This window comes from Deltaproteobacteria bacterium (assembly GCA_016208165.1).
Lineage (GTDB): Bacteria > Desulfobacterota > Desulfarculia > JACQYL01 > JACQYL01 > JACQYL01.
Genome location: JACQYL010000098.1, coordinates 37,342 through 60,658, shown reverse-complemented (window position 1 = coordinate 60,658; position 23,317 = coordinate 37,342). Strand labels below are relative to the sequence as shown.

18 protein-coding genes are annotated in these 23,317 nt (G+C 55.1%); 10 read left to right on the top strand and 8 right to left on the bottom strand.

Features of this window, described 5'->3' with window-relative positions; translation table 11 throughout:
• Window positions 1–58: 58 nt before the first annotated feature.
• From HY788_18550 to HY788_18505, 10 genes are all read left to right on the top strand, one after another.
• Complete coding sequence (locus HY788_18550; protein MBI4776148.1) at window positions 59–862, top strand: transketolase; 804 nt, start codon at window positions 59–61, stop codon at window positions 860–862.
• A complete protein-coding gene (locus tag HY788_18545; GenBank protein ID MBI4776147.1) occupies window positions 859–1,815 on the top strand; it encodes a 1-deoxy-D-xylulose-5-phosphate synthase in 957 nt (318 codons plus the stop codon). The genes HY788_18550 and HY788_18545 overlap by 4 nt, the downstream gene beginning before the upstream one ends.
• A gap of 31 nt (window positions 1,816–1,846) precedes the next feature.
• Entirely contained in the window at window positions 1,847–3,862 is a 2,016-nt protein-coding gene (locus HY788_18540) for an NAD-dependent epimerase/dehydratase family protein (protein ID MBI4776146.1), read from the top strand.
• 86 nt (window positions 3,863–3,948) lie between these two features.
• Entirely contained in the window at window positions 3,949–4,689 is a 741-nt protein-coding gene (locus HY788_18535; protein ID MBI4776145.1) for a class I SAM-dependent methyltransferase, read from the top strand.
• Complete coding sequence (locus tag HY788_18530; GenBank protein MBI4776144.1) at window positions 4,689–5,342, top strand: class I SAM-dependent methyltransferase; 654 nt, start codon at window positions 4,689–4,691, stop codon at window positions 5,340–5,342. The genes HY788_18535 and HY788_18530 overlap by 1 nt, the downstream gene beginning before the upstream one ends.
• Window positions 5,343–5,466: 124 nt before the next feature.
• Window positions 5,467–6,777: a helix-turn-helix domain-containing protein gene (locus HY788_18525; GenBank protein MBI4776143.1), complete on the top strand. Its 1,311-nt coding sequence runs from the start codon at window positions 5,467–5,469 to the stop codon at window positions 6,775–6,777.
• 246 nt (window positions 6,778–7,023) lie between these two features.
• Window positions 7,024–9,261 (top strand): dynamin family protein, encoded by a 2,238-nt coding sequence (locus tag HY788_18520; protein MBI4776142.1) that lies wholly within the window; start codon window positions 7,024–7,026, stop codon window positions 9,259–9,261.
• A 67-nt stretch (window positions 9,262–9,328) separates the two neighbouring features.
• Window positions 9,329–11,011, top strand: a complete 1,683-nt coding sequence (locus HY788_18515; GenBank protein MBI4776141.1) for a hypothetical protein — start codon at window positions 9,329–9,331, stop codon at window positions 11,009–11,011.
• Window positions 11,008–11,196 carry a hypothetical protein gene (locus HY788_18510; protein ID MBI4776140.1) on the top strand — a complete coding sequence of 63 codons (189 nt, stop codon included), beginning with the start codon at window positions 11,008–11,010 and terminating at the stop codon, window positions 11,194–11,196. The genes HY788_18515 and HY788_18510 overlap by 4 nt, the downstream gene beginning before the upstream one ends.
• Window positions 11,166–12,653 (top strand): hypothetical protein, encoded by a 1,488-nt coding sequence (locus HY788_18505; protein ID MBI4776139.1) that lies wholly within the window; start codon window positions 11,166–11,168, stop codon window positions 12,651–12,653. Before HY788_18510 ends, HY788_18505 begins: the two co-directional genes overlap by 31 nt.
• A gap of 164 nt (window positions 12,654–12,817) precedes the next feature.
• Here the strand turns inward: HY788_18505 and ribB are convergent, their stop codons facing one another.
• The 8 genes from ribB to HY788_18465 form a co-directional block, all read right to left on the bottom strand.
• Window positions 12,818–14,023, bottom strand: coding sequence for a 3,4-dihydroxy-2-butanone-4-phosphate synthase (gene ribB, locus HY788_18500; GenBank protein MBI4776138.1), 1,206 nt, complete (start codon window positions 14,021–14,023; stop codon window positions 12,818–12,820).
• A 289-nt stretch (window positions 14,024–14,312) separates the two neighbouring features.
• The gene (locus tag HY788_18495) at window positions 14,313–15,557 is read right to left on the bottom strand and encodes an FtsX-like permease family protein (protein ID MBI4776137.1); all 1,245 of its coding nucleotides are present in this window, start codon (window positions 15,555–15,557) and stop codon (window positions 14,313–14,315) included.
• Entirely contained in the window at window positions 15,554–16,621 is a 1,068-nt protein-coding gene (locus HY788_18490; GenBank protein ID MBI4776136.1) for a hypothetical protein, read from the bottom strand. The genes HY788_18495 and HY788_18490 overlap by 4 nt, the downstream gene beginning before the upstream one ends.
• Window positions 16,621–17,028 carry a hypothetical protein gene (locus HY788_18485; protein ID MBI4776135.1) on the bottom strand — a complete coding sequence of 136 codons (408 nt, stop codon included), beginning with the start codon at window positions 17,026–17,028 and terminating at the stop codon, window positions 16,621–16,623. Before HY788_18485 ends, HY788_18490 begins: the two co-directional genes overlap by 1 nt.
• A gap of 11 nt (window positions 17,029–17,039) precedes the next feature.
• Window positions 17,040–17,693, bottom strand: coding sequence for an ABC transporter ATP-binding protein (locus tag HY788_18480; protein MBI4776134.1), 654 nt, complete (start codon window positions 17,691–17,693; stop codon window positions 17,040–17,042).
• A 102-nt stretch (window positions 17,694–17,795) separates the two neighbouring features.
• The gene (locus HY788_18475) at window positions 17,796–20,852 is read right to left on the bottom strand and encodes an efflux RND transporter permease subunit (GenBank protein ID MBI4776133.1); all 3,057 of its coding nucleotides are present in this window, start codon (window positions 20,850–20,852) and stop codon (window positions 17,796–17,798) included.
• Window positions 20,849–21,991 carry an efflux RND transporter periplasmic adaptor subunit gene (locus HY788_18470; GenBank protein MBI4776132.1) on the bottom strand — a complete coding sequence of 381 codons (1,143 nt, stop codon included), beginning with the start codon at window positions 21,989–21,991 and terminating at the stop codon, window positions 20,849–20,851. The genes HY788_18475 and HY788_18470 overlap by 4 nt, the downstream gene beginning before the upstream one ends.
• Window positions 21,988–23,223: a TolC family protein gene (locus HY788_18465; GenBank protein MBI4776131.1), complete on the bottom strand. Its 1,236-nt coding sequence runs from the start codon at window positions 23,221–23,223 to the stop codon at window positions 21,988–21,990. The genes HY788_18470 and HY788_18465 overlap by 4 nt, the downstream gene beginning before the upstream one ends.
• Between the last annotated feature and the right edge of the window lie 94 nt (window positions 23,224–23,317).

Below are 23,317 nucleotides of genomic sequence, written 5' to 3'. Positions count from 1 at the left end.
TATCCATGTTCTGGACAGATTTTGATACGTTGCAGACCATATTCGGGCGGCATTTGATATGAATGCAAAATACTTAGAGCCTCGCCATTTACGGGAATTGATTGTTGAACAATGCAAGCTATCTAATGTTGGGCACATAGGGTCTGCATTGTCGGTTGTAGAAATTATGAGTGTCCTCTATAGCCACATATTGCGGATCAAATCGTTTGCAGACAACGATCGAGATCGGTTCATTCTTTCTAAAGGTCATGCGGCCATAACATTGTATGCTATTCTCTATATGATAGGGTCTATTTCGATAGATGAGTTGAGAAGATACTGCAGCGACGAAAGCATGCTTGGCGTTCACCCGGACCATGTACTGGAATCGATCGACTTTTCAACCGGATCCCTGGGGCACGGCTTGAGCTATGGTGTAGGATCCGCCTTGGCCGCCAGGCTGCAAGGGTCGTCGCGCCGCGCTTTTGTTCTTATCAGTGACGCCGAATGCAACGAAGGATCGGTATGGGAAGCAGCGCTGTTTGCTGCGCACCATAAGCTTTCGAATTTGATAACCATCGTTGACTATAACGGTCAGCAGGCTTTCGGTTATACGGACGAGGTGCTGTCCTTAATGCCGATATGCGACAAATGGAGAGCATTTGGGTGGCGCGTCGAGGAAGTCGACGGTCACAGCACCGAGGAATTGATTCATTGTTTTGAGCGCATCGAGGAGATTCAAGACAGACCCAAGATCATTATAGCGCATACGATCTCCGGCAAGGGGGTTTCGTACATGGAAGGGCTGATAAAGTGGCACTATTGGCCCATGTCCGACAATGAATTCGATATCGCCAAGAAAGAACTGGCGTTCTTTGAATGAGACGGCCTTTCGTACAACTCCTGGTGTCTCTGGCGGAAAAGGACCGTAGACTTGTTCTTCTCTCCGCGGATGTCGGCTATACCGTGCTCGAGACGTTTGCGGAGCGCCATCCCGACCGTTTTTTTAACGTGGGCGTTGCCGAGCAGAACATGGTGGGTATTGCGACCGGAATGGCGGAAGCCGGGTTCATCCCGTTCGTTTACTCCATGGCAACCTTCCTGACGATGCGCGCTTTTGAATTCATCCGAAATGGCCCTGTTCTTCACGGCCTTCCGGTTCGGATGATAGGCGTTGGAGGAGGCTTCGAATACGGGAGCGCCGGGGTGACTCACTACGGGCTCGAGGATGTGGGAATCTTGCGGACTCTGCCGGGCATCAGGATAGTGACGCCCGGTGACCACGCCCAGGCCGTGTCCTCCCTGGAAACGACCTGGAATCTTGAGGGTCCGACGTATTACAGGCTGAGCAAGGATGACACCACGGTCGTCCCCGGATTGGACGGACGCTTTATGTTGGGGGATGCCCAGGTCGTCAGACCAGGCTGTGATGTCATCTTCATCGGCATGGGCCCGTCCGTGCTCGAGGGACTGAAGGCTGCCGAGATGTTGACGCAGGAACATGTCCAGGCGGCCGTTATGCTCCTTTCATGCATATCCCCGCCTCCGAAAGAGCGGATCATCGAGACGCTTTCTCAATTCAATCTTGGAGTCGTTATCGAGGCGCATAGCGTGGTGGGCGGGGCGGGTTCGCTGGTGTCCGAAATCGTTGCCGAGGAATCGATTCCGTGTAGGATTGTCCGGTGCGGGGCCGGAAAAATACCGCCCGGATTAACGGGCGGCAAACGTTTTATGGAGAAGCTGAACGGGATATCCGCTGATGTTCTCAAGGACGTCGTATTGAGCGAGTTGGGTCGCAAGAAAGGCAAGAAGGTTTCTTCAGAAACCAAAACCTGAGCGCTTGGTCATGTTGAATTCGAAACTGCTGATGGACACCTGGGATGATAATGATGTCAGGGATGCGGAACAGCTGGCGGGGCCCATTCTCATAATCGGCGCTTCCGGCTTTGTAGGCGCCAATCTTTTTCATAGCCTGCGCCGAATTAGAGAGGATGTTTTCGCGTCCTCGAGGAATCCGGGAACGAGCCGGCGGCTTCGCTATGCCCGTGACGAAGATCTGGTATGCGTGGATGTGACCGATAGCGGCTCGGTGGATCAGGCGTTACGAAGAATTCGTCCGGAGACGCTGTTCCATCTGTCCGCGTACGGCGCCTATTCCTGGCAGGCCGATGCGCGTTCCATCCACGAGACCAACTACATAGGTTTGTTCAATGTCCTTCAGACCCTCCGTGATATCGGCTGCACGGCCATGGTTCATGCGGGGTCTTCTTCGGAATACGGTCTCAACTGTATGCGTCCGGATGAGTCGAGCGAATTGATTCCCAATAGCGACTACGCGGTGTCCAAGGTTTCCTGCTCGTTCCTTATCAAATACTACGGACAGGTTCTCGAACTGCCGTGCGTACATCTTCGGCTCTACTCCGTGTACGGACCGTGGGAAGAAAGGAACCGGCTGGTGCCGACGCTGGTTTCCTCTGCTTTGAAGGGACAGTGGCCTCCCCTCGCCGAACGAAACATTTCGCGCGACTTTGTGTATGTGGATGACTGCACGAGGGCATTCACCAAGGCGGCGGTCACCATATGCAAAACGGACCCGGGCCTATCCGTCAACATAGCGTCCGGAATCAAAACCACCTTGGAGGAAGTGGCTGAAACGGCAAAAGAAGTCTTTGCACTTCCTTCGGAGCCGCAATTCGATTCCATGCCTGTCCGAAAATGGGACCTCCCGGACTGGTACGGTAATCCAAGGCTGGCTCTCGAGAAGATGGGGTGGCAAAGCAAGATCGGCTTTCGCGAAGGCCTGCACCTATGCGCCAGGTGGGAGCAGGGGGCTTCGGACCGGCTCCGTTTCGATGAGGGCCCAAACAAGAGGAAGAAGATTTCGGCCGTCATCGCCTGTTATAAAGACGAGCAGGCCATCCCGGTCATGCATCAACGGCTGACGGATGTGTTCGAGTCATCGGATTACGACTACGAAATTATATTCGTGAATGACGGCAGCCCCTTCGGCGACGAAACGGCAATCAAGGATATCACTGCCAAAGACAGACATACCATCGGAATATCGCACTCCCGGAATTTCGGCTCTCAATCCGCCTTTTTAAGCGGCATGGAAGTCGCCTCCGGAGACGCCGTGGTGCTTCTCGACGGAGACCTGCAGGATCCGCCGGAGGTCATCCCGGATTTCATTAAGAAATGGGAAGCGGGATACAACATCATCTACGGACAAAGAACCAACCGTGTGGCTCCTTTGCATATGCGCGTTTTCTACAAGCTCTTTTATCGCGCCTTCAAGCTTCTGTCCGATATCCCCGTTCCTGTGGACGCCGGCGACTTTTCTTTGATGGACAGAAAAGCGGTCGATCAGATGCTGAAATTTCCCGAGAAGGATGCCTTTATCCGCGGATTGCGCGCATGGGTGGGATTCCGTCAAGTCGGGATTCCATATGTACGTCCGGAACGCCTCTTCGGGAGAAGTACAAACAGGTTTCTGAAAAACATCTGGTGGGCCAAAAAGGGAATCTTTTCTTTCAGTATGAAGCCTCTTCATCTCATTCAGGGTCTGGGTCTGGCGATGTTTTTCGTATCGGTCGGACTCTCGCTGTTCTATCTGACAGCGTATTTCATTGATCCGCCGAGCGTAAAGGGCGTAACCACGGTGGTTTTGCTGGTGTTAGGCCTGGGGAGCGTTCAGCTTATCTCGCTTAGCGTACTGGGTGATTACATAGGGAAAATCACGGAAGAGGTAAAGAATAGGCCACGGTACATCCGGAGGAAGGTAGTCTTCGGCGGAAATGAGTATGACTCCGTTGAAGCGCTTCGCAGAAAATCGGATAGGGGCGAAGAGGCCGCCGGCTCCGGAAGCGTCCGGGCGCATTCGTGAACATTAGGTACGGAGCGTGCTTGTCAATGTTCCACTTCGGACTGCATTCTCGAAGAAGCGGGCCGGGAACAGGCTGCAAACAACGGATGTTCAAAAAACAAATACAGATGCCTAAAGAAGCCAATATCGATAGGTTCAACCGAGATGTCGCCACGAGCGGGGGATACCTCTACACTCGAAACGACAAATTCTCGGCGTTAACGGCCAACCAGAGAATGTCCAGGGCTGTGCTGGCCTTGACGGATATCAAAGGAAAGCGGCTCATCGACGTCGGCTGTGGGGATGGCAAATACAGCTTGGAGTTATTGGCTGAATCACCGGCCGAGGTGGTCGGAGTGGACGCAGCGCAAAACGCGATCCGGTCGGCTTCTGAAAAGTCCGAGGGCCGAGGCAAGATTTCGTTCCAGGTTCTTAGTATCTACGAGCTCTCGAGCCTGGGTGCGTGTTTTGATGTCGCCGTTGTCCGTGGCGTACTGCACCACCTATACGACGTGGAGCGGGCGGTTGGGGAGATCATGAGCATCGCGAACGAGGTGGTTGTGGTGGAACCGAACGGGTACAGCCCAATTCTCAAGATTTTGGAAAAGGTATCTCCTTATCACCGGCAACACGAGGAGAGGTCTTTTTCACCCCGATTTCTTGTACGTCTGTTTGAGAGACACAACGGCCTATTGGAATCGTCGTTATATTGCGGCCTGGTGCCGGTCTTCTGTCCTGAGCCCGTCGCACGGTTTCTGAAAAAGCTGGAGCCCTTCCTGGAACGAACACCTGGTTTGCGGAAGATGTGTTGCGCGCAATTTGTATTCAAAGTCCGCCGGAGAAGATAATGCCTTTCTTTTCCGAAAGCCGCTTTCCCCGATTATGGGACATATTCCAGTTCTGGATGGGTGGAACAGTGGACAAACGGAAGCTGGCCAAGAGAAAATGGACAACGCAACATAGACACGTCCTTGAAATCGGTTGTGCTACGGGGAACGTGGCTAAAGCCTTCTTTTCCGATCCGTCCGTTTCCTATACGGGTATCGACATCGATTGCGGGGCCATATTCGTGGCAAATAGAAGATACGGCCGACGATCGAACATTCGATTTATATGCGAAGCCGTGGAGCTGTTTGCGAAGTCCGGCGCGGTCTTTGACTACATTCTCTATTGTGGAGTACTCCATCACAACGACGCCGCCACTTGCCTTTCTTTACTTGCCGCCTCCCAGAGCCTTTCGAAAGACGGAACAGATGTGATCATTCTGGAGCCTCTACTTCCAGAGCCGACCGACAAACCTGTCGTCCATTTTTACAGCTTTTTGGAACAGGGCAGGTTTCTCGGAAGCGCAAGGCGACTATGCTCATTTCTGAGTGATATCTCGTTCTTGAGAGTAGTGGATATGGAGATTCATCCTGTTGGAGCGACACCTTTTCGGAGTTGGCCGACATGTGCGCGGTTCGCACTTATACACTGTAGAGTTGCGAAACCGGAGATCTGAGTCGCGGGAGACGGCCGAGCACATGCCATGGGAGCGAAAACGGCTCAGTCCATATTGTTCTTTACACAATCCTGCATCTCGGGTATACGTATTTCAATCACCATAAGACAACGAGGACGGACTCATGGCTGAACAGTCAGGCTCAGGAAGAGGAAAAGGAAGAAAGAACGTAAGCCTGGATGAACATGAGAAAAAGGCCATTTTGGACACCGTTTCCCAATCTGAAAAACCGGTGGCGCAGATTTTGCGCGAACTGGGTCTTTCGAGGTCGACGTATTACAACTGGCTATCCAGGTACGAGGAAGAGGGTCTGGAGGGCCTGAAGGACAAACGGGATTCCGAGAAACCGTTGTCTGCTGAGGAAACACCGATACCCGAGGCCGAAGAGGTAACAACCGGCGCGGGCGAATTAGAAGAAGATAAGCCCACTCGTCCTGAAGCAGAGACGAAACCCCCTGAGATCGCCGAAGTAACCCAACGGGAACAGGTGCGCGGCTCGTCGCCGTATTCGGATACCATTGCTCCTAAAATGCAGGAAACGCCGAGGTGGAAGGCTCCGGAACCCACAGTCCGAGCGCCCGAAGCCACAAAGCCTGAAATGGATGCCGCCAAAGTTCCGAAATCCGGAACTCGCCGGATGGAGTCTCGAGTTGAACCGAAAAAGGAGGAACCCAAGTTGGCTGAGAAAACCATCAAACCGCAAACTCCTAAATCCCCTCCCAGTGATTTGGGCGGTAGCAAACGGCGCTCGACATTTTTCACATTGCTGGTGATCATCGCGGTTATCGCGGGTGTTGTGATCACCATCAGCATGTATAACGCAAGCGGGTACTTTTTCAAATCTTCTGACGGTACGCTCACGCTGTGGAAGGGTAAGTTCGCACCCTTTGGAACAATGGAAGTGTCCGGATTCAAGAGGCTGGATGTAGGATCCATAGACGTTTCCCCCGTGTTGAATCACCGGTATTACGGGGAATGGGAAGCGGTGAATGCGCTTTTCAGTCACATCATGAATCAGGCTGAGCTTTCCATGGAAGAGGCCGATGCTTCTGGTGTCGGGAGCCCCGGTCCGTTTCTTGGCCTGGCCGAGGAACTCGCCAACGGCGGAGAACCGGGAGCCGAGCCGAATCGAAGGAGCCTTTCCTTCAAGTACCGGCTTCTGCAAAAGCGCATCTCTCACATGGAAAAGTCGCTTGCGGCTATGTATCGAGATTTGACAGGGGTTTTGTCCGATTTGAAAGTGCAAAACGTGCCCATACCGGGCAATATCGAACAGATGATCAACGAATCGACCGCCAGAGCCGTCGAGTTGGAGGGCTGGATTTCCCCCGGCGCTTCCGCCGAAACGGCTCAAAAGACCAGCCCGGCCCAACCTCCGACCGAGGAGCCGGCGGCAACCAAAGTTGGCCCCGAAAGCAAAGAGGGTACCGACTAGAACGGTAAATCGACGGTAGAAAGTCGCACACCGGCCCATCGAGATGGATCTCGCTTCCCTCGACACACGGCGCGGGCTCGACATGCGTTTTGAGTGCCGGGAGAGGTATCCCCTACTAGCCACTGGATCCGTGCGTTCCTGTGGCTAATTTTATTTGTTGGATTTCAAGCGGGTCGGTTTTCAGACGAAACCATCGGAATGCTCGTTCGTCTGTCTGCATGCACTGATGTGTAAAGGGAGAAGGGTTTGCAAGCTTCCAAAACAAACACGGTCGTAACGCGTGATGAGTCGTCTTTCGAGCGGATAACCGAGCTTCAGAAGCAGCTTTTGGACCTGACGGGCCAAATAGAGAGGACGTTCGGTTCCGACGATCGGCAGATCAACTCATGGCGGGAATCCTTGTCGGGCGCCGCCAGGGAACTCGAGGAGAGAGACACGCGGATATCCATCGTGGGACCGGTGAAGTCGGGGAAGAGCACCTTCGGCAATTACCTTCTTGGAGAAGACCTTCTCAAGCGAGGCGCGGGGATAATAACCGCTATTGTGACCAGAGTTCGGTTCGGCAACAGCCTTCGGGCGGATCTAACCCTGAAAGGATTGAATGAAATCCAAACGGAAATCAGGGATGCACTCGAGTTCCTGGCCCCGGCCGGCGAAACGGTCTCACCCGGAAAATTTCGAATCGACAACTCAGAAGACCGACGTCTGCTCGATCGATTTCTGACTAGCCTGAATCGGGAGGCGGACGCTTCGGAGGACTTTGTAAAACAGACCAATCTACTCAAAGCGTATCTTGACGGATATGAAGATATTGCTCAATACCTGAAGCCGGAAGAGAGTTCCATCTATCTGTTGGAAGACGAAGCGGCCGCACATCGGGAATACGTGGGGCGTGAGTCAAAGGCCGTATATTTGAAGCAAGCCCTGTTGACGGTTCCCGCCCGAAGCCTGCCGGCCGGTCTCGAGATCGGAGACTGCCAGGGCAGCGACTCTCCCAACCCCGCGCACATGGCTGCCGTCCTGGAATATTTGATGGAAAGCCATTTTGTCATCTATCTCGTGAGTACGCGAACGGGAATCCGGGAAGCGGACGTTCACCTGATTCAGGTCCTGAAGACCCTCAGGATGTTGGATCAGATGTTCATCGTGTTCAACCTGGATCTCGGTGAACATGATGGAAAGTCATCCGTACTCGAACAGGTGGAACGAACCAAGTCCGAGATGCGGCAGTTGGGGGTGGAACCTAAATTATACACCTTTTCGACTTTATATCACCTTCTGGTGCGCGTGGGGGATGATGCGCTCGACAAGAAAGATCAACTCAGACTGGCGCTGTGGGAGCAGGACGAGGAGCTGACTCGATTTTCGGAGGAAGAGAGAGACCGCTTCGAGCAAGACTTCAGGAGGGTTCTGGAAAGAGAACGGTATGGTCTCAAGGTGCAGAGGGGGATCTCCGTCATGTCGCGACTGTCCGACAGGATCGAGGAGTTTCTCGAATTCCGCAGCGCGATCGCTTCAAAAAACAGAGACGAAATCAATCAAGCCACATCGGATCTCGAGGAGAAGCAGAAGACCATCGGTGACACTCTCAAGGTGGTGCGTAACGCGCTCGACGGCGTGCGAATCAAGCTTGACGGCGAATTGAAGCTCGAGGTGGATCGTTTCTTCGATCCAAGGATCGGGAAATCCGTCTCGAGTACGCTGTCTTTCGTGGAGGACTTCGGAAGAGCGTCCGATGCTTCCGAGGCCGCCGGCGGATCGTTGACGGAACTGGCGCGTTTCTACCACAGCCTGAGTGAAGGGCTCCTGCGTCGTATCCAGGAGGAATTCAATCTAAGAATTATAGAATTCACCAATCGTAAAGAAAAGGAACTGCGAAATTATTATGTCCGGCAGGTCGACTCTTATGTGCAACTGCTTCAGCAGTTATTCGAGAACTACGAAAAGAGCATGCAGGACTTGATCCCGGCCGCGCCCAGGCGAACGGTTCAAGCGCTGTCTCCGAATTCCGCGGTCAAGTGGAAGCCGAAGTTGTTCAGCCCTTCCTTTCACTACCACGTGCGCGCCAAGGCCTTGGTGCTTTTGAAAATGGGCTTGGGCAAGACGGTCGAGGGAGTGAAGAAGGTGGCTCAGCGTTTGATGGGGAAAGAAGAATCATCTGCAGCTCAAGAACATGCAAAAACGACGCTCGAAAGTCAGAGCGTCATCCGGAAATGCATATCCGACGAGCTGATTGAACAGATCATGGATTATCGGGAGAATCTTAAGTACACCTATTTTCTCAAAATAAACCAGATGATTTCAGATCGCCTCTTTTCCGAACTTGAAGGATATGTCAACGATCATCTGGTGGATCTGTCCAATATGAGCAGGATAGGGCGAGCGGAGGAACAGCAACGGGTCAAGGAAAGGCTTGAGGTTGAACGTCTGCTGGAACAGGTGCGGTCTTTCCGGCGGCAAATCGATGACCTGAGTACGGTCTGATACGGGTCTGACTTTGGTGAACGACGAGAACGAACCAATTCGTAGTCTCCTGGAATTACTGCCAAGCGTGCGCTTTTCCGGGGGTTCCCAACTCCATGCTCGATTCGTACGCGAACGGGATCGATTCATACCGCAGGTCAGAGCGCTTCTTTTCAAGATCGATTACGAGGATGTTTTGGCGCCTGTGGCCGTTTTCGAGGGCGGTACGGGCACCGGCAAATCTACCATTTTCAATTCTTTGTTGGGCTTCCCGGTCAGCCGAACCGGGGTCCGACGCCCCCAGACATTGAATCCGATCATCCTGTTGCCGCGGCGAATGGAAACCGTGTTTCAAGAAGCGGACCTGTTCCCGGATGTGCTGTGCAGGTGGCGCAACCTCATGCAGGCGCCTCAGGACAAGGATGAGCAACCCCAGGATTTGCTTTTCATTCTTCACGATTTCGCCGCGTGGCAGGACATGATTCTGGTGGACAGCCCTGATGTAGACAGCGTGGTGTCGACCAACAGGACAATGGCTGAAGACCTTTACGGTCTGGCTGACCTGGTTGTTTTTGTCACCAGCCAGGAGAAATACGCCGACAGACTTCCTTTTGAATGGATCAAACAGGCGGAACGCACCGGAAAACCCTATGTTTTGATCTTGAACAAGCTCGAGTCGGATGGAGGATTGGAGGACCTTGAAGCCAAACTTCGTTCGAAAGGGCTTCATCCTTCAGGAAAAATCGTGGCGCTCCCAAGGGTTGGGCGAGACGATGCAAGCCTTTTTCAGACGCGTGAGCTGGCTCCTTTTGCCGCCTTGCTCGAATCGTTTGACAAGGGGAAACTACTTCGAGCCGGAAGACGTTCGTTGATGAAAGCGGCAAGGGAGCGGCTGGATGCTCTGGTTTCGATGGTCGACGATGAACTGAGCATAGCCGCCGGACTTTTCAGGGGTATCGAGTCCGTCTCGAACGAGACGGAGGAGCGTTTACTGAAATCGCTGAAGTTCCAGCTTGGCGAAGAAACCAAATCCAAGATCAAGAATCACGTACGGCAGTTGCTCCGCAAGTACGATTACTTGCGCAGTCCGAGGAAATGGATCCGAAACCTCATCCTCTTTCCACTCGACTTCATCGGATTCAAAAGACGCGATGCGGATGATGAAGAGCAGCCGTTTGAACGGATCCTGCACCGGCTTCCTCTGGAACCGCTGCACGACGCCCAGGCGTTTTTCCAGCAGGGGATAGCGACAGTGATACGGCGCGAGGCGCCGTCTTCGGCCATGTATGCCGAAATGTTCGAGGCCGGCACATTCCTTTCGAGGGAAGAGTTTCAAGTGCACTGCGCCCGCGAACTCGGCGCTATTGACGTTTGGATTCAGGAGCGTTTTGAACAGGTCAGGCATGGACTCTCAAGGACCAAAAAGGCGGGTATTGTTTCCGCGTCCATACTTTCCGGATGTATGCTGCTGCTTCTTGAAACGGTCGTTGGCGGAGGGATCACTCTTCTCGAACTCCTTCTGGATACGGCCATCGTGCCCTTGATCCCAAAGGGGGTATTGGAGGTAGTGGTATACGATGAGATCAAGCAGATCGGGCGCGATTTGGACGAAAGATACAAACGGGCCTATAAGACAGTGTTGGCGGAACAGCGCCAGAGGGTGATGGACTTCTTGATGGATCGATTTCCAAAAGGCTCCGACTCGAGCGATTTGAAACGCGCCGGCGAGTGGATTCGAGCCCGGATAGAAGAGATGGAGTTCGAATCATGAGCGTGCGCTCGGTGGTGGCGGAGCGAATCGAAAGCACTCGGCAGGCGCTTCGCGCCGTTGCGGAATTGCTCCACACCAGAAAACGCATTGCCGGATTTAAGTGCCCCAAGAGGTTTCGCGAGCCTCGGACCGACGACCCCATACGGACCGGATTGTGGTCTACCGCCACAAAGCTCAATCGATAGAGGAAGCGCTTCCGGAGCTGGTGATCCAACCCCATCAGACTCATCAAAACGAGGCGATCCGTGACCTGGTGATCTACGATCTTCCCGACTTTGACAGTGTCCTGCCTGAGAACCGTGTGCGCGTACTTCGGTTTCTCGAACGCCTGGACGTGGCGTGCTGGGTGGTGAGCCCCGAGAAATATGCGGACCAGGCTCTTTATGACATGCTGCGGATCAGCCCTCAGCATCCCGAAAGCTTCATATTCATCTTAAACAAGATCGATCAGTATGTGGACTATGAGGGCCGGTTCGATTTGGAGAAAACAACGGGTGTCCTGGATGACTTCCGACACAAATTGGGTGAGGTGGGTGTCCTGTCGCCGAAGCTATATGCGCTTTCTGCGATGACGGGCGGAACGAACCTCCCCAGCGCCGGGGATTTTCAGAATTTTCGGGATTTATTGTATCGAAAGCGACGGGAAAAAGAGATTCGGTCGATAAAATTAGCCAATATCGAGCACGAATTGAACGGGCTGATTAGCGCCATGAGCCATTATCCCGATCTGGAAGGGTTGACGCGTACAATCGAAGCGCTGCTGAGTCAGGTCAAGAAGGAATTCGATCAGACTCGAACCATTTGCTCCCAAATGATACGATCCGACCTGGACGACTCCAGTCGCATGGTCATGCGACCTCTGTGGCTCAAGCGAGAGAAACGCGGCGGGGTGGTCCTGAGCCTTTTGCGGTGGACCGTAGCTGTCCAGAATCTCCTCGGCTCGAAGAGGCAGGATGGTTTTGAACGGCTTCTCCCCGCGGACAAAGAGGCTGTGGAATCCATGGTTCATAGGATGGATTCCCTCTCGAACCGGGTGAACGCTTCCTTGGCGCGCTTTCCCAAAGCCGAGTTCGTGTGGAGCACCAAACCCGAATTTGCTCGGGTGCATGATAGAATCTCCGCTACGAGAAGGGAATGGATCGGGGAGATTCGAGCCTGGTTTGCGGAAGGAAAGCTTCCCAACGTCGTTTCCGGGTACCGCAGGTTCAAGTATCGAGTAATACTCGCTTTGCCGGTGCCGGCAATGCTCTTTTATCTGGCGGACCCGAGTCTGTTGGCCGTGTTTAGAGAGCATCCCTCGTTCGCGATTGCATCCAGGATCGTGTCAGGCGTACTCTTTGCCTTCTTCCAAAGCAAAGGCCTGGTGGCCATGTTCAGCCTGTTCCTCATCGAGGCGCTGCTGGTGGTGATTCTGGCGCGCCGAGTCTTGGATTGTCTTGACGCCAGGATTGATGATTTCTATGAACAGGTCCGGCATCGATACGAAAAAGCGTTGGAATCCGTGATCGCAGAGTTTGAAGAAGACGTCACTCGATCATTGTTGAAACTGCAGGCAGCCGCTGCTAAGTTGGCGCGCCTGGAGGCGCGGGCCGGAGGTCCGAACGAGGGCGGACGTGACGCCCACGCAGAGGCGTCCGAGTGAGATTCATCATGGGTAATCCGTCAACCCCATCCCATTTTCAAGTCGTTTGATCGGGTTGCGCCGCTCTCCGTCTCGGCCCTCCGTTACCGACGGGTCTCCGGTTGCAGAGGAATGCACCGCAACGCCGCGGGTGTGCATATGTGGGGACGTTTATTCAACGGATGCTACTGGTGCCGCATGACGGCGTCCATCATCTTACTCAGATAACCGCAGCTTCTCCGCTGAAACTCATCGTCAGGGGAGGGTTCGACTTTCAGCGGAACCCGCTCCGTGATGGACAGACCGAACCCTTCCAGACCCGCTATCTCTTTGGTGCTGTTCGTCAACAGCCGCATTTTCCGGATACCCAAATCCACGAGGATCTGGGCGCCGATCCCGAACTCTCTGAAAATAGCTTCGCTCTCCAGTTGGTGTTTCTCTTCCCAATTCTTGCCTTGGTCCTCCATCTCATAGGCTTTCAGTTTGGAGATCAGGTTCTGGTAACGGCCTTCTTTGTGGAGGTAAAGGATAACACCCCGGCCTTCCTCTTGGACTTTGCGCATGGCTGCTTCCAGTTGCTCTCCGCAATCGCAGCGATAGCTTCTGAAAACGTTTCCGGGGATGCATTCTGAATGGACTCGAACGAGGGTCTCCTGATCCGACTTGATTTCACCCTTGACCAGGGCGACGTGTTGCTGCTGGTCCAGTTGGTTTTCATAGGCGATGGCCTCGAACTCTCCATACAGCGTCGGGAGAATGGTGCGCGCGGCCTGAAACACAAAGGATTCCCTGCGCAGGCGATAGTGAATAATATCCGCTATGGATACGATGCGCATCTCGTATTCCCGGGCCAGTTTTTCCAGCTCTTCGAACCGGGCCATTTCTCCTTCGTCATTCATGATGCTGCACATGGCGGCCGCGGGTTTAAGACCGGCGACGCGAATCAGATCCACGGCTCCCTCGGTGTGACCTGTCCGGAAGAGCACACCCCCGCGACGAGCCCGAATGGGAAACACATGCCCCGGTTTCACCAGATCATCCGGCCCGGCGTGTTCAGAAACCGCCGTCAAAATGGTCGTGGCTCGGTCCGCCGCGGAAATCCCCGTGGTCACTCCTTTCCGGGCCTCGATGGACACGGTGAAGGCGGGCTCCGAGTCAGACCGTTTTGCGGTCATCAAAGGCAGCCCGAGTTTTTCGAGCAGCTCCGAAGTACAAGGCATGGTCACAAGGCCTCTGCCGTGCAGAGTCATGAAGTTGATCGCCTGCGGCGTCACCTTTTCCGCCGCCATGACGAGTTCGCCCTCGTTCTTGGGGTTAGGCGCGTCCACAAGGATTACCATCTTGCCGTTTCTAATATCTTCCAGCGCTTCCTCTAAACGAGCGACAAACATATCAATGCTCCTGATGTTACGCTTTAGACAGCGGGGTATGAGGCTCCCATCTCGGCCTGTGGAGTTGGACAAACCCGAGCGCCACCAGGCGCCGTGTGTCCGAACCGAACCCCTTCTTTATATCATTGCCGGGTGGAAAGCAAGCGGCCGGCGTTGGGCCTGCAATGGGCGAGATGTCCGGGAAAAAGCCTTTGACCCGCAGGCGTGTAGGCTCGATGGGTTCTGTAAGGGCTTCCGGATGGGCTACCCGAACCACGAAACCACGACGAGGATCCGGAAACGCTTCAGGTCACGATGAACATTCCGATGGCTTAATCCTATTTATCCGGCGGAAACATAGAAGACTCACGGCCAGGAACAGCAGTAGGAAGCCGATGATGGCGGCGATATAGATGAAGATATCGAAATGCACGGGCAAAGGAGCCGATACCACCCTTTCAATACTGTTTTCCGCGGGCAGGAAATGGGGCCGGGCCGAGATATCCCAAGGAATTTCCATCTTGACCGTCTGGAGACCAAGCAGGAAGAGCCCTGCCAGGCTGAGTGCGCTGCCTGAAAGAATGGATACACAGAGCAGAATCATATTTTCACCGATGAACTGTTTCTTGAGATCAAGAATACGCCAACCGAGCATCCGTAAAATCGCGATTTCCCGTTCCCTTGATTTCACGTTGAAGATGGTCAACAAGCCGAAGGCCACCGCCAGTACACCCCCCAGAATAATGAAGAGCAGTCGGCCCGCCGTCGAAACGATGCCGAGCTGTTCGCTGATTTCCCGAGTAAACGTTTTTTCGCTGAATACGAGGAACTTGTCATCCACTTCCATGATCAGCGTTTCCTTGGCGCCCCGCCAGTCGGGGTTGCCCCTGAGCAGCACGACATTGCCGAAATCACCGTCATCGAGTCGATAGATGTTCTGCATCTCCACTGAATCTCTGACCACCTCCAGGGCATCGGCTAGGTCCATGTAAACGTCGGCCGGAATGATATTACCGCTTATGTTCGGTCGTAGAATAGCGCTGACCACGTAGGCCTTATCTCCGAGGGCTACGGTATCCCCGACGGTCAGTCCATGCTTCTCGCCGAAGGATGCGGTTATGACTATTCTTTTTTGTCCGAGCTGAAGGGCGCCCCGGTCGATGTTTTTCTCAAGGATAGAGAAGAATAGTTGATTTTTTTGATCGACACCCAGGACCGCCTTGAAAAAGGCGGTATCGAAGTACCAGAAGTAAAGGCCCAGATCCGCTTCTTCCACAAAAGGCAGGCCGACGAGCCGGCTGAATTGTTCCTTTGAAACCGGGGCGTTGGAATGGGGAAAAACGGCGCCGACCATCCGGCCGGGTATTTCACCGGTTTTCTGGACTATCGTCTGCACGCCGATTTGCTTGAGCGGCAACCGGGCGATTTCCGGGATGGCGCGGTGCAACGTGGCGGCTATGACCACCAGAGCAAAATAAAAAGCGATGCTCAGGCAAAGCGCCATGGTCTTGATCTTGTTTGCCCGCAAAAACGCGAGAAAATATTCAGTCATCATAATTGAAATCCCTGGTCAAGCAATGGCGCTATCTGCAAATGGGGCAAAACGAGAAAATAGAGAATCACGCAAAAGATTCCGGCGATCAGCAGTCCTCCAGCCAGGAGATAGCCCATGTCCAAAGCATGCCAATAACGCAGATCGCCTTTGGGCCATCCCAGGGTTTTGAGTATGTTGGTCTGCCCCGCAAATTCCAGCCGGTGCATTTTCAACAACCAGAGAAGAAGCAGGAGCGCCAGGGGCATGACCAGCAGCACAAGCAGGCGGCCTCCCTGATAAATCAGGCGATTGAATGCAGACAAGTTTTTATAGAGACTGTCGCGGCTGATCAGGGAAAAACCGGGAAAGACGCGGTTAAGTTCATTGCTTATCCCACCGATATTGGCGGAGGAGCCGAGGGCGATGAAGACCTGGTTGGCAACCCGCTCTTTCTGTTGGGAGAGATTGAGTGCGGTCTCGTAGGGGACAAAGACGGCGGCGTTGCTCAGGTTGCTCTGCTCCATAAAATCAACCAGGCCGACAATGGCGAGGTTGCGACCGGCCAACGGAAAGCGCCCACCAGGTTTATAGCCGAAGAGTATGGCGAAATGACGTTCCAGGATCACTTCATCGGCGCTGCTATTTGAGAAAAAGCGGCTGCCTTCCATGAGAAGGCTTTCGATTTTCCTGAGTCCCACCGGGGGGTCAGCCGGGTCGAGGCCAACCACGGTCAAGGTGTTCTGTGGATCGAATTGCCAGAGAACGAGAGCAGTGGAATATTGATAAATGCCGCTGATCTCCTTTAAACGCCCGCCGGCACTTTCCGTGTTGAAATGGTGCAGATTGAAGGGTTCAACCAGTCCCCTGGTTTTGACCGAGGCCGACTCCTTGGCGCCGGTGTCTCGCTGCATGATCAATTCGGTGTCCAGGGCCGCCAGGGGCCGGTCGGCAAGAATGGTAATGTGGCGGACCAGGAGATACGAAGCCGCCGGAATCAGGATGATCAGGCCGCATAGAAACACAACCGGCAGGGTTTTTTTCCGGTTGAAAACCAGGTTCCGCAGCACGATGCCCGGCAGTTTCATCACTTTTCTCCGGCAAGACCGGCAAGAATCGTCCGCAGGTCGGCATAGTCCCACTCTCCGGTAAACATAGGGACGAAAGAGTCTCCTTTCGGAAAATTCCGCAACCGCAAGGCACGGCCATCAACCGTGAAGCTGTCCTTCCCGTTGATAAAAACGACAACCGGCACGTGTTCAGTCAGGTGATATTTGGCTACCATTTTACGACTGTTCGGATCATCGAAGCTGTATTTGTGCACGGTCACGCCGGCAAATTCTCCTGCAATCTGCAACACTTTGCCGACCACAGTCATGGCCGGCCGGTGGGGAAGATAGAAGATCTCCATTTCGATTTCAGCGGCCCGCGCAGATACGTTCTCAAAAGAAAGAAGGAGGCATATCAGAGCAAGCAGACCGGCCGGCGTCTTCATAATTCGATTCATCACGTCAGAGCTCCGTCTTTTAGCGTTAAGATTTTTTGGGTATGGGCGGCGATGTCCCGGTCATGGGTGATGATTAGAAAGGTGGTATCCATGGATTCATGCAGCTTTTTGAAAAGGATCATGATTTCAGCGGCCGTGGCCGAGTCCAGGTTGCCGGTGGGTTCATCGGCCAGAACCAAACCGGGATGGTTAACCAGGCTTCGGGCGATGGCTACCCGTTGTTTCTCTCCTCCGCTCAGATTGTCGATTGGCTCATTCCGCTTGCCCGCCAAGCCGACCTGTTCGGCAAATTCCCTGACCCGCTTTTCCTTTTCGGCAGTGGCGATATCCCGGCGGGGGTAAATGCCCAGCAGGATATTATCATGCACGGAGAGCGAGGGAATGAGTTTGAAATCCTGAAATATAAAACCGACATGATGGAGTCGGAAGGCTGCCAATTCTTCTTCGTTCAGGTCGCTGATATTGCCGGCGTCATACAGGACCTGCCCGGTGTCCGGCCGGACGAGGCCGGCTATGATGGCAAGCAACGTGCTCTTACCGGCCCCGGATTTTCCCATGATGCTGACCATCTCCCGTTCCCGGACTTCAAAATTGACCTCGGTCAGGACCCGTTGATCCCGGTACGCCTTGGTAACGTTTCTTAACTCAAGCATTATCCCGTGTGTCCTCTTGCCAAAGGTTTTGAAAAGAACGCCAAGCAGGATATCGAGAAGCGCCTCAAAAAGGTATCCCAAGTTTCCCGTTGGTTCTGGAACTCACGACTTCGAGACCATCACATACATACACGGCATCAAGAACAGAGCCACCAAAATTTCCATCCCCAGTCCGCCGATGGCTGCGACGGCCATGGGTTGGAGCATGTCTCCGCCTTCTTCCAGATTCAGCGCCAGGGGAAGAAATCCTATCATAGTCGTCACGGTTGTCATGATCCGGGGGCGCAGGCGTATCTTCGCGGCGTTCAAAACGGCCCGGCGCGGTTTCAAGCCCTCGTGATCCTGAAGGTCGCCGGCATACGTCAGGAGCAAGACACCGTCGTTGACCGTCGCGGCCACAACAACCAGCACCCCGATGATGACCGTGGCGCCTATCGGCAGATGCGTCAAATACATGAGAAACACCACACCGGCCAAACAGACCGGCACGCTGCCCAGTATCAATCCCGGCAACTTGAGACTATTGAACTGCACGGTAAGAACGATGAAGGAAAAGAACAGCGCGAAAGCGAGAATCGCGAATACCGTGTTTTTCATGTCGGCCATCATTTTGGCCCTTCCGCCGAAGTCGAATTCATAACCCGCCGGTCGGTCCAGCCCGGCCAAGGCGTTCTTCAGTTCTTTAACCGCGCCGGCCAAATCGGGACCCGAGATATCCGCTTCGACGGTGATTTGCTTGATCTGGTCTTCCCGGTCGATCTCCACCGATCCTGATGCGGGAACCACGGCGGCTATGTCCCGCAGCCGCAGAGCATCGCCTTGGGCGCAGGTAAGCGATAGATTCTCCACATCTTGGCGAGCGGTCATGCGCTTCTCCGGAACCAAAAGCCTTACGTCGTAGTACTCCCCGCCTTCACGGTACCGGGTCGCCACCGTTCCGGTGATCAGTGAGCGCAGGGATGTCGCCACATCCGAGACCGACACGCCTAGCTCAGCGGCCTTTACCCGATCCACCTTGACCTGGTATTCGGGTTTTGACAGGTCCATGGAGACATACACGTTCTGAAACCGCCCCAATTCATTGATCGTCCGTACGGTTCGGTTGGAAAGATCGGCCAGGGCTTCCATATCTTGGCCCTGAACCTGAACGACAATATCCGACGCACCCATGCCGTGGACGCCTTTGATGGGCATCTGTTTGACCATGGCCTTGCCGCCCGTGGGCTGAAGCTTGCTTACGCGTTTGCGGAGCTGGGCAACGTATGCTTCCGTGCTGATATTTCGAGCGGTCTTAGGAACGAGTTGGATGTCAACCTCTCCTTCATTGGCGATTTCGTAAGTGGTCAGTCCCTTCACTTGTCCGCCCGCGAGCGCGAAGGTATTTTGAATCAGCGAATCGCCCGCAATCTGCTCTTCAATTTTCCGAAGCGCCCGGTCTGTTTCGCTCACGGAAGCGCCGGTCGGCATTTTAACCTTGACCATGATACGACCGTCATCGATCGACGGCAGAAATTCGCCGCCGAGCCGCCCCAACAACCCGAAGGCCGCGAAAACCGCAAGGAGAAAAACCGGCGCGGCGACCCATCGCAGGTGAATAATTCGTTCCAGCACCCAGCCGTAGCCATCGGTGAATCGAGCAAATAGACCTTCAAACCAGCCGGATCCCCGTTTCCGTCGACCTCCGCCAAACAGGGTCGCCATGATCATAGGGGTCACCGACACGGCCACCGCGAGGCTGATGACAACGATGCCCGCAATGACGAGGATCAGTTCGCGAAAGAGCAGGCTCGTCAAACCCGGAACGAGGAGGAACGGCACGAACAGGGCCAGAAACGACAGAGTCGCCGCAACAAGGGCCGAGCCGACCTCGCTCGTTGCATCCACGGCTTGCGCGTCGGCGTCTTTCCCTGGATCCTTGCGCCGCAAGCGCGAAATGTTTTCGACGACAACGATGGAATTATCCAACACCACACCGAGGGCGACGACGAGCCCGCCCAGAGAGAAGATATTGAGAGAGAAACCGGCGAGCTTCATCAAGCCGAAATTAAGCACCAAAGTCAGTGGCAGGGCGATGACCATTACCACGACTTGTCTTATGCTTCCCAGAAACAGGTAGACCACGACAATCAATAACGCCGCCGCCGCTACCGCGGCATTGCGCACGCCCGTGAGCGCCTGCTTCACGTAAACGGCTTGATCTTCCACATAGTCAAGCTCGAGCCCCTTGGGCAATCCCGCTTTCAAGTCGCCCAAAAGCCGTCTCACCGCCTCGGCCACCTGAACGGTGTTGGCTTCAGCTTCTTTCAACACCGAAAGCTTGACGCATTCCCGCCCATTGAAGCGGGTTATTACCCGAGCCTCCTCATGGCCGTCGATGACTTCCGCAATGTCTCGCAGGTAGACTTTTTGGTGGCCATCCCTTGCCACCACAACCGTTCGAATGTCGTCGAGACTTGCGAACTCGCCCGTGGTGCGGGCAATGATTTCCTTGGAACCGACCGTGACACGGCCGCCCGTCTGCTCGATATTCTCGGCTGCGACCCGCTTGATGACTGCGTCCAGAGAAAGCTTGTGCTTTTCCATGGCTGCCGGATCGAGCAGGATCCGAATCTCGCGCTCGAGTCCGCCGACGATTTCCGTCCCGGCCACGCCCCGGACGGCCAGGATGCGATCCTGCAACCAGTTGTCGGCCCAATCCCTCAGCTTCACCGGACTCCATCGGTCGGAGCTGACCGTCAGTTGCATCACCGGAAGCTGGGACGGATCGGCCTTGAATACATATGGAGCTTCAATGTCCCTGGGGAGTTGCTGTTGGGCGCGAGTAAGGGCGGCGAGGACATCCTGAAATGCGATGTCGACATCCGCGCCATACTCGAAGTACACGTTCAGGGCGTACAGCCCCTCGATCGAAGAAGATTCGAGATAATCCAAACGATCCACCGTGGACATGAGTCGTTCGATGGGATCGGCGATATCCGTGTCGATTTCCTCCGGTGTGGCCCCCTGCCATTTGATTTGAACCTTGACCAGCGGGTAGGTGATATTGGGCAGATAATCCACCGGAAGCCGCCAGAGACCATAGAGTCCAAGAACTACAAGCGCGACAACGATGGCGCTGGTGGCCAGCCTGCGATGTATGGCGTAGCGAGTGATCTTCATTTCGCGTCGCCCCCCGCCTTGATCTTTTCACCGGCGGGCGGTTCAGCCATGTTTCGGAGCTTCCCCTTGCCCGACTTCTCGCTTCCCGAAAGACTCACCGCGGCGCCGTCTTTGAGTTTTTCGTTCCCGGCGACGACGACCTTGTCCCCGGGAACGACTCCGGCGATAATCTGAATGCGGTTACCTTCTTCGATGCCGGTTTCGACGGGGCGCCCGATGGCCTTCCCGTCCTCCACCACGAAAACCACCCGGCCCTTCGGCGTTAAAACGAGGGCTTCCGACGGCACGACAACCGCTTCACTCACTGTTTTCAGCAGCACCCTCAATCGGGCGAACATTCCCGGGAGAAGATGAACGGACTTGTCCAGGACGATTTCCATGGTCCGAGTGCGCAACCGTGGGTCGAGATAGGGATAAACCCGCTCGACTCTCCCTTTGAGAACGCCATCAGGGTATGCGTCCAACCGGACATCGACCGGCATGTCGGCCGCGATGTCGGCCGTGTATTTCTCAGGGACCGCCGCGCGTATCACGAGGCTGGACGGATCGTACATTTCCAGCAATGCAGCACGAGGCGCGACGAACTCACCCTCCTTGACAAGTAAGCCGGAGACCACCCCTTCCCAAGGAGCAGTGATGGTATGGTCCTGGGCCGTTTCCTCCGCGTGGATCAGTTGTGCGCGCACATTTTCGCAGGCGGCTCTGGCCTGATCGAGCTGTTCCCCGGGGAGGGCTTCACCGTCCACCAGTTGGCGGGTTCTGCTCAGGTTGTACTCTTCCTTCTTGAGCTCCTCCCGCAGCGAGGCAATCAGCGCATCGATTCCTTTCTTTCGCCCAACGGAAAGCAACTCATCGCCGGTCTTCACGTGGTCGCCTTCACGGACACGAATACCGAGAACCGGCCCCTCGGCGGGCGAAGCCAATCGGGCGACACGATAAGGATCCACCGAGCCGGTAAGCGCCAGCCCAAGGGACAGGGTTGCCTTTGACGCTGAAACCACCTCGACCACCGGCGGCTGCTTCTGTTTTGACGGTTGGCCGGCTTCCGGCTTGTCGGACGTGACGCCGCGAGCAAGGAAGGTCCCGGACACGGCAAGCATGCTCACGATCAGCGTTATCAAGACAGTTCGATTTTTCATTCTTCACCCATCGCCAGTTTAAGTTGGGCCTGAGCGATCTGAAGCTCGGCCAGCACCCGATAGAAGTTGGTCTCTGACTCCAACAAAGCGGCCTGGGCGTCGAGTACATCCACAATGGCCCCCTTACCGAGATCATATTTCTGCCGCTCGATTCGAAGACTTTCCCGGGCCTGTGCAATTGATTTTCGAATGGCCGCCGCCCGTTCACCGGAAGATTCCACGTTGAGAAGAGCGGTTTCGACCTCGAGCCGCACTTGGAGATCGAGGGTGTGGAGCCGCTCCTGCGCAGCGGCGAGATTGGCGCGCTGTTCGTGGATTCTCGCATCCACCTGGCCGCCCACGAAAAGCGGCACATCCAGGACCAGGCCGACACGGCCCACATCACCTTCGTCTCCTGAGCCAGTTGACGGTCCCGCGGCCCAGCGCCCCCCATAGGCGCCTTGAAGGGAAATGGTCGGCCAATGACCGGACTCGGCCACGTCCACGTTGCGGGCCTGGGCCTCTGTCGCCGACCTTGCCGCCAGGTAGTCTCCGCGTCCTCTCCAAGCTGTCGCGAGAGCTGTCTCCAATTGGGGGGCCGGAGCGGTTTCCTGGGGTTCCAATTCCCCCACCGGAGTTATTTCTTCGATGTGACCTCCAATACCTAAGAGACTGGCCAGGGCACGGCGCTGAATGGCCATGAGATTCGCTTCCCGTACCAGTTGTTGATCGACGTCCGCCAACCGGACCTCTGTCCGCATCCGGTCGACCTTGGCGGCCTTTTGCGCCGCAATCAGCTCATCAATTCGTTTCAGATGCTCCGCCAGTGTGCGCCTTGAAAACTCCAGAGATTCGATGACGCGCCGTTGAGCTAGAATGCTGAAAAACACACTGGACACATTAAAGACAAGCTCTTCCCGGCTGCGAGCGAGTCGATGATCAGCCGCGTCCCGGAGAAGTTCGGCGGCGCTTACTTGGCTAACCAACCGCCCACCGGTGAAAAGCGGCAGGGAAAGGACGAGATCGCCGGAAACGATATCCCGGCTGAAGAGCCCAGGCTCCCCCTCCTTGCCGGCGGCGATCAGCCTTTGTCTATCAAGGTGATGGGTATATCCGCCCGCCAGGCCAAGGCTGGGCAGTCGCGCTCCGACAGCCTGGCCTCGCCGTGCCTCGGCCGCTGTGGTGTCCCAGCCCCGCGCAGCGATTTCGGGGTTATTGGCCAGCGCGATCTCGACAGCCTGCTTCAGGGTCATCGGTCCTTCCGGCGCCTTGAGCGGCGATGCCGCCGGCGGGGTCGGCGAAGCGGCGCGACCTCGTAAGTCAATAGGTCCGTACGGATCGGTTGGA

Bases quoted from the DNA above. Each gene is read 5' to 3' on its own strand.
- ribB (MBI4776138.1), bottom strand. From the start codon at position 14,023: ATGTTTGTCGCTCGTTTAGAGGAAGCGCTGGAAGATATTAGAAACGGC.
- HY788_18535 (MBI4776145.1), top strand. From the start codon at position 3,949: ATGTTCAAAAAACAAATACAGATGCCTAAAGAAGCCAATATCGATAGG.
- HY788_18470 (MBI4776132.1), bottom strand. From the start codon at position 21,991: ATGAAAAATCGAACTGTCTTGATAACGCTGATCGTGAGCATGCTTGCC.
- HY788_18540 (MBI4776146.1), top strand. From the start codon at position 1,847: ATGGACACCTGGGATGATAATGATGTCAGGGATGCGGAACAGCTGGCG.
- HY788_18485 (MBI4776135.1), bottom strand. From the start codon at position 17,028: ATGAAGACGCCGGCCGGTCTGCTTGCTCTGATATGCCTCCTTCTTTCT.
- HY788_18465 (MBI4776131.1), bottom strand. From the start codon at position 23,223: ATGACCCTGAAGCAGGCTGTCGAGATCGCGCTGGCCAATAACCCCGAA.
- HY788_18530 (MBI4776144.1), top strand. From the start codon at position 4,689: ATGCCTTTCTTTTCCGAAAGCCGCTTTCCCCGATTATGGGACATATTC.
- HY788_18480 (MBI4776134.1), bottom strand. From the start codon at position 17,693: ATGCTTGAGTTAAGAAACGTTACCAAGGCGTACCGGGATCAACGGGTC.
- HY788_18545 (MBI4776147.1), top strand. From the start codon at position 859: ATGAGACGGCCTTTCGTACAACTCCTGGTGTCTCTGGCGGAAAAGGAC.
- HY788_18525 (MBI4776143.1), top strand. From the start codon at position 5,467: ATGGCTGAACAGTCAGGCTCAGGAAGAGGAAAAGGAAGAAAGAACGTA.
- HY788_18550 (MBI4776148.1), top strand. From the start codon at position 59: ATGAATGCAAAATACTTAGAGCCTCGCCATTTACGGGAATTGATTGTT.
- HY788_18475 (MBI4776133.1), bottom strand. From the start codon at position 20,852: ATGAAGATCACTCGCTACGCCATACATCGCAGGCTGGCCACCAGCGCC.
- HY788_18490 (MBI4776136.1), bottom strand. From the start codon at position 16,621: ATGAAACTGCCGGGCATCGTGCTGCGGAACCTGGTTTTCAACCGGAAA.
- HY788_18495 (MBI4776137.1), bottom strand. From the start codon at position 15,557: ATGATGACTGAATATTTTCTCGCGTTTTTGCGGGCAAACAAGATCAAG.
- HY788_18510 (MBI4776140.1), top strand. From the start codon at position 11,008: ATGAGCGTGCGCTCGGTGGTGGCGGAGCGAATCGAAAGCACTCGGCAG.